General features: G+C 69.0%; 5 protein-coding genes and 1 tRNA gene. 3 read left to right on the forward strand and 3 right to left on the reverse strand.

The window, feature by feature from the left end:
• Nucleotides 1-229 precede the first annotated feature (229 nt).
• The gene (locus E1285_RS42405; protein ID WP_132160514.1) at nt 230-1018 is read left to right on the forward strand and encodes a trans-aconitate 2-methyltransferase; all 789 of its coding nucleotides are present in this window, start codon (nt 230-232) and stop codon (nt 1016-1018) included.
• A gap of 242 nt (nt 1019-1260) precedes the next feature.
• Here the strand turns inward: E1285_RS42405 and E1285_RS42410 are convergent, their stop codons facing one another.
• From E1285_RS42410 to E1285_RS42420, 3 genes are all read right to left on the reverse strand, one after another.
• Nucleotides 1261-2043: a TetR/AcrR family transcriptional regulator gene (locus tag E1285_RS42410; RefSeq protein ID WP_243723441.1), complete on the reverse strand. Its 783-nt coding sequence runs from the start codon at nt 2041-2043 to the stop codon at nt 1261-1263.
• 17 nt (nt 2044-2060) lie between these two features.
• Entirely contained in the window at nt 2061-3011 is a 951-nt protein-coding gene (locus E1285_RS42415) for an acyl-CoA desaturase (protein ID WP_132160516.1), read from the reverse strand.
• A gap of 421 nt (nt 3012-3432) precedes the next feature.
• Nucleotides 3433-3503 (reverse strand) — tRNA-Gln (locus E1285_RS42420).
• A 250-nt stretch (nt 3504-3753) separates the two neighbouring features.
• On the opposite strand from E1285_RS42420, the gene glmU reads away from it, so the two are divergent.
• Nucleotides 3754-5193 (forward strand): bifunctional UDP-N-acetylglucosamine diphosphorylase/glucosamine-1-phosphate N-acetyltransferase GlmU, encoded by a 1440-nt coding sequence (glmU, locus tag E1285_RS42425; protein ID WP_279510129.1) that lies wholly within the window; start codon nt 3754-3756, stop codon nt 5191-5193.
• A gap of 162 nt (nt 5194-5355) precedes the next feature.
• The gene (locus E1285_RS42430; RefSeq protein WP_132160518.1) at nt 5356-6336 is read left to right on the forward strand and encodes a ribose-phosphate diphosphokinase; all 981 of its coding nucleotides are present in this window, start codon (nt 5356-5358) and stop codon (nt 6334-6336) included.
• Nucleotides 6337-6368: the final 32 nt, after the last annotated feature.

Below are 6368 nucleotides of genomic sequence, written 5' to 3' on the forward strand. Positions count from 1 at the left end.
ATCGATACGCTGGGCACGAGGTCTCCGGTGTTGATGGTCTTCTTGGTCGTTGATCCATCTACCGGAGACCTCACTCATCTCTGGATGCGACATGCCGCCCGAACCGGACTTCCTAAACACGGCCTAGGCCGGTGACCTAAGCCCGTGACCTGAGCCGGTGACCTGAGCCCGTGACCTGGACCCGAAGGATTCTTGACATCAAGATACGGGTCGGGCATGCTCTCTCTTGATGTCGAGACAAGCAGCCGCCGTGTGGGATCCCGCCCAGTACGGGGTCTTCGGCGACGAGCGCGCCAGGCCGTCCGCCGACCTCGTGGCACGCCTCGGCGACACCGCCCCCGCACGCGTCGCCGACCTCGGATGCGGGTCCGGCGAACTCACCGCCACCCTCGCCGCCCGCTGGCCCGGCGCGGTCATCGAAGCCCTCGACAGCTCACCCGAGATGATCGCCCGGACCCGCGAACGGGAGATCCCCGGACGGCTCGATTTCCGGGTCGCGGACGTCACCACGTGGCTCCCCGAGCGACCCGTCGACCTCATCGTCAGCAACGCCGTCCTGCAGTGGATCCCCGGGCACGCCGAACTCCTGCCCCGATGGGCCGACGCCCTCACGCCGGGTGGACGGCTCGCGTTCCAGGTCCCCGGCAACCACGACGCACCCAGCCACGTCATCCTCCGCGAGCTGGGCCGCTCGGACAGATGGCGCCGCAAGCTCGGCGCCCTCCAGCGCGACGCCCCCGTCCTCGGCCCGGCCGGCTACCTCGACCTCCTGACCCGCCACGGCTGCGCCGTCGACGCCTGGGAGACCACCTACACGCAGGTCCTCCACGGCGACGACCCCGTCCTCGAATGGGTCAAAGGCACCGCCCTGCGCCCCGTCCTGTCCGCCCTCGACCCGGGCGAGACGGACGAGTTCCTCGGCGCCTACCGGGAAGCGCTCCGGCAGGCCTACCCCGCAGCCCCCTACGGCACCGTGTACCCGTTCCGGAGGATCTTCGTGATCGCCACAACCCCATAGACGGGACGCCGCCCACCGGCCGAGGGACGCTACTCGTTCCCCTGCGGTGTGCCAGCTCGGACGGGCGGGCGGCGTCCGGTGAATCCCGGCCTCGCAACCCGAAGCCGGCGACCCCTGGCCGGTGGCCGCCCGGACGAACTCCGGGCGGCCACCGGTTGTCATATCTCAGGCACGCCATATCTCAGGCACGCCGCATTTCAGGCACGCCGCATTTCAGGCACGCCGCATTTCAGGCACGGGCGTCAGGCCGACGGATCGGCGAGCCCGTCCACCTCGCGCCGCCCCCGGCGCTGCGCCTTCTCCGCCCTCGCCGCGGCCTTCCCCTCGGCCCTCTCCGCCTTGGCGGCCGCCCGCTCCGCGCGCTTCTCCCGGCGCTCCATCTCCTTGCGGCGGCGCCGCGGATCCAGCGACGGCCTCGGCTCCAGGCCCGACAGGCCGTTCCACGCGAGGTTCACCACATGCGCCGCCACGTCCTCGCGACGCGGCTTGCGGACGTCCAGCCACCACTGGCCCGTCATCGCCACCATGCCGACCAGCATCTGGGCGTACATGGGCGCGAACCTGTCGTCGTAGTCCCGGCGGTCGAACTCCTGGGCGAGGACGTACTCGACCTCGCCGGCGATCTCGCTCAGCAGGCTGGCGTAGCTGCCGGTGCCGGTGCCGCCGTGGGAGTCCCGCACCAGGATCCGGAAGCCGTCCGGGTTCTCCTCGATGTACTCCAGCAGTGCCAGGGCGGCCTTCTCCAGCTTCCCGCGGTAGTGGATCGCCGAGTTCAGCGACTCGGTGACGAGCCTCAGCAGGGTCTCGAACTCCCGGTCCACGACGACCGCGTACAGCCCTTCCTTGCCGCCGAAGTGCTCGTACACCACAGGCTTCGACACACCGGCCGCCGAGGCGATCTCCTCCACCGACGTGCCGTCGAGACCGCGCGCGGCGAACAGCGACCTGCCGATCTCGAGGAGTTGCTCACGCCGTTCTTTGCCGGTCATCCGCTTTCTGCGGGGCCGGGGGGCGGGTTCTGTCACGGGATCAATTGTGGTGGTCAAACCGCCTGCTTGGTGCGTTTCGCCGCCAGCCGGTCGTCGTTCGGCCACCGCACGTCATAGGCGAGGCCCATCTTCTCGAACGCCCAGATGATGCGCGCGCTGATGTCGACCTGCCCCTTCAGGACGCCGTGACGTGCGCAGGTCGGGTCCGAGTGGTGCAGGTTGTGCCATGACTCGCCCAGCGACGGAATCGCCAGCCACCACACGTTCCGGGACTTGTCGCGAACCTCGAACTCCTCCTTGCCGAACGTGTGACAGATCGAGTTGATCGACCACGTGACGTGGTGGACGAGCGTGATCCGGACGAATCCCGCCCAGAACAGCGCCGTCAGGAACCCGGCCCACGACATCGTCACCAGCCCCCCGATGGCCGCCGGCAGCAGGAACGACACCGCCACCAGGGCGGGGAACGCCAGATGGATGCGCTTGATGTCGCGGTCGTTCAGCAGATCCTTGGCGAACCGCTGCTTGGACGTCCGGGCGCCGTCGAACAGCCAGCCGTAGTGCGCCCACGCCAGCCCCTTCATCAGGGCCTTCCAGTCGTTGCCGAACCGCCACGGCGAGTGGGGGTCCATCTCCTTGTCGGAGTACTTGTGATGGCGCCGATGATCGGCGACCCACGTGATGACGGGACCCTCCATGGCCAGGCTTCCCGCCAGCGCCATGAAGATCTTCAGACCCCGCTTCGCCTTGAACGACCCATGGGTGAAGTGCCGGTGGTACCCGACCGTGATCCCCCCGGCGGACAGGACGTAGAACACCGCCATGAGCACGATGTCCGTCCAGCCCAGGAAGCTCCCCCAGGCGAGCGGGACCACCGCGAACAGGGCCAGGAACGGCACACCGGTGAACACGGCGACGAGTACCCGTTCGGCGTTGCCCCGGGGTTCGGGGGCGATGTCCGGACGCTGCTGCGGACGAGGGGGATCCATGGCTGGAGCCGTCATGCGTCACCACTTTCCTGTGGCTAGGGGCAGCCTTACCTACGCCAACGTAACCTACGCAACCGTAGGTAGCACCTATCGGAAGAGTAAATTCAGTGGGAAACTGCCTCTTTGGCCACAAAACTCTCTTGCGGAACAGATGACTGTTAGGCCACCACGGAAGGACCTGAGAGCTCTATACCAGGACGAACGTCCAACGCCCACCGAAAGTTCTCCGCGGCGGCGGCCGTGCCGCCCGCGCCCCGGACCGTGACCGGACGCCACGCCACATCGGTTGCCCGCACCAGACGTTCTAAACCGATCCCAGACATATCGGCAGACTCTGCCATGGCTATCTGCGACGAATCGGGTACAAAGAGTTAAAATCGGGGCGCGGTTTTCTCATGAGCGGACCGACGGAACGCGTCACCGCGAGGTGGAAGGGCTCCCGGGGGAGGATTCGAACCCCCATATGAGCGACCAAAACGCCCAGTCCTGCCATTAGACGACCCGGGATGGGGCAAATCGGACGTCCCTCCGGGGTGGGTGCCCGTCTCGCCGGGCCCAAGGATACAGAGTCGGGGCCGCCCACCCCACACCATTGATCGCGGCGGGCGGGACACCGGCCCCGAGGTGGGCGGCGGGGTGACAGGGTGGGGATGGGCGGTATCCTGCCCATGTCGGGTGCGCCGTGGCCTGTCGTGCCGTGATGGCGCAGGTGGGCGCGCTCGTGACCATCCCGTCCGCGATGCCGAGGAGCCTCCTTGTGAGCGCTGCGAGCCGCCCGGCCGCCGTCATCGTTCTCGCCGCGGGCGAGGGCACCCGGATGAAGTCCCGTACCTCGAAAGTCCTGCACGAGTTGTGCGGGCGCACCATGCTCGGCCATGTGCTGGCCGCCGCCCGCGAGCTGAAGCCCGAGCGGCTCGTGGTCGTCGTCGGGCACCGGCGCGAGCAGGTCGTCGAGCATCTCGCCCAGGCGGTGCCCGAGGCCGAGTCCGCCGTCCAGGAGGAGCAGAACGGGACGGGGCATGCCGTGCGGATGGCGCTGGAGGAGACCGGCGCCCTCGACGGCACCGTCGTCGTCACCAACGGCGATCACCCGCTGCTGCGGGGGGAGACGCTGCGGGCGCTCGTCCAGGCACATGAGGACGAGGGGAACGCGGCGACCGTCCTGACGACGGAGATGCCCGACGCGACCGGTTACGGGCGGATGGTCCGGGCCGCGGACGGGAGCGTCGCGGCGATCGTCGAGCACAAGGACGCGACCGACGAGCAGCGGGCCATCAACGAGATCAACGTCGGCATGTACGCCTTCGACGGCGCGCTGCTGGCGGACGCGCTGAAGCGTGTGACCACCGACAACGCCAAGGGTGAGGAGTACCTCACCGACGTGGTGGCGATCCTGCGCGGGGACGGCCACCGGGCCGGCGCGCACCTGGCGGCCGACTGGGTGGAGACCCAGGGCGTGAACGACAAGGTTCAGCTCGCGCAGGCCAGGAGGCAGCTCAACGACCGTATCCTTGAGGCGCACATGCGCGCAGGGGTCACGATCGTGGACCCGGCGACCACGTGGATCGACGTCGAGGTGACCGCGGAGCAGGACGCGGAGATCCATCCCGGGACGCAGCTGCACGGCCGAACGCATCTGGGCGAGGGCGCCCGGGTCGGGCCGGGGTGCACGCTGACGGACACGAGCGTCGGCGAGGACGCGTCCGTGGTCAACGCGGTGTGCGTGCAGGCGGAGATCGGGCCCGAGGCGTCGGTCGGCCCCTACGCGTACCTGCGGCCGGGGACGCGGCTGGCGCGTAAAGCGCGCGTCGGGACGTACGTCGAGACGAAGAACGCCGACATCGGCGAGGGCTCGAAGGTGCCGCACCTGACGTACGTGGGCGACGCGGAGATCGGCGAGGGCTCCAACATCGGCGCGAGTTCGGTGTTCGTGAACTACGACGGTGTCGAGAAGCGCCGCAGCGTGATCGGCTCGCATGTGCGGGTCGGCAGCGACAACATGATCGTCGCGCCGGTGACGGTGGGCGACGGAGCCTACACCGCGGCCGGTTCGGTGATCGTCCAGGACGTCCCGCCGGGGGCGATGGCGGTCGCGCGGGCGCGGCAGCGCAACGTCGAGGGGTGGGTCGAGCGCCGCCGGCAGGGGACGCCGGCGGCGGAGGCGGCCCGCCGGGCCCGGGAGGAGGACGCGCCGTAGCGCGCGTCCGATCAGGACTGCCCCGCCCCAGGGCGGGGATGTGCAGGACAGCGGCGTCCTGCACGAAAACCAGGCATCCGTGCGCCGGACTCTTGTGGTGCGCGGGGAGTGGGGACAACAACCCACGTGAAGCACAGTTCCATTGAGGGGGAGTTGTCAGAGGTGAGTGGGATCAAAGCGAGCGGTCAGAAGAAGCTGATGCTCTTCACCGGCCGAGCCCACCCGGACCTGGCCAAGGAAGTAGCCGACAACCTCCACGTCGAGCTCACGCCGACGTCCGCGTACGACTTCGCGAACGGTGAGACGTTCGTGCGGTTCCTGGAGTCGGTGCGCGGTTCCGATGCCTTCGTGATCCAGAGCCACACCGCTCCCATCAACCAGTGGATCATGGAGCAGCTGATCATGGTGGACGCGCTGAAGCGCGCGTCGGCCAAGCGGATCACGGTGGTCGCGCCGTTCTTCGGGTACGCCCGCCAGGACAAGAAGCACCGGGGCCGCGAGCCGATCTCGGCGCGGCTGATGGCGGATCTGTTCAAGACCGCGGGGGCGGACCGGCTGATCACGGTCGACCTGCACACGGCGCAGATCCAGGGCTTCTTCGACGGCCCGGTCGACCATCTGTTCGCGCTGGATCTGCTGGCGCAGCACTTCGAGAGCCGGCTGGACACCTCGCAGGTGACGGTGGTGGCTCCGGACGCGGGCCGGGTGCGGGTGACCGAGCGGTGGTCGGACCGGCTGGGCGGCGTGCCGATGGCGATCATCCACAAGAAGCGCGACCCGGACGTGGCCAACGAGGTGAAGGTGTTCGACGTCGTCGGCGCCGTCGAGGGCCGCACCTGCGTGATCGTCGACGACATGATCGACACCGGCGGGACGATCCTGAAGGCGGCCGACGCGCTGTTCGAGAACGGCGCGAGCCGTGTCGTCGTGGCGGCCACGCACGGTGTCCTGTCGGGTCCGGCGGTGGACCGCCTGAAGAACTCGCGCATCTCCGAGGTCGTCCTGACGAACACGCTGCCGATCCCGGAGGAGAAGCAGTTCGACAAGCTGACGGTCCTCCCGATCGCCCCCCTGGTGGCCCGCGCGATCAACGAGGTCTTCAGCGACGGCTCGGTGACCAGCCTCTTCGGCGGCCACAGCTGACACCGCCGCAGCCCCCCGGAGCCGCACCACCC

The organism is Actinomadura sp. 7K507, assembly GCF_004348425.1.
In the GTDB taxonomy this organism is placed as follows: domain Bacteria; phylum Actinomycetota; class Actinomycetes; order Streptosporangiales; family Streptosporangiaceae; genus Spirillospora.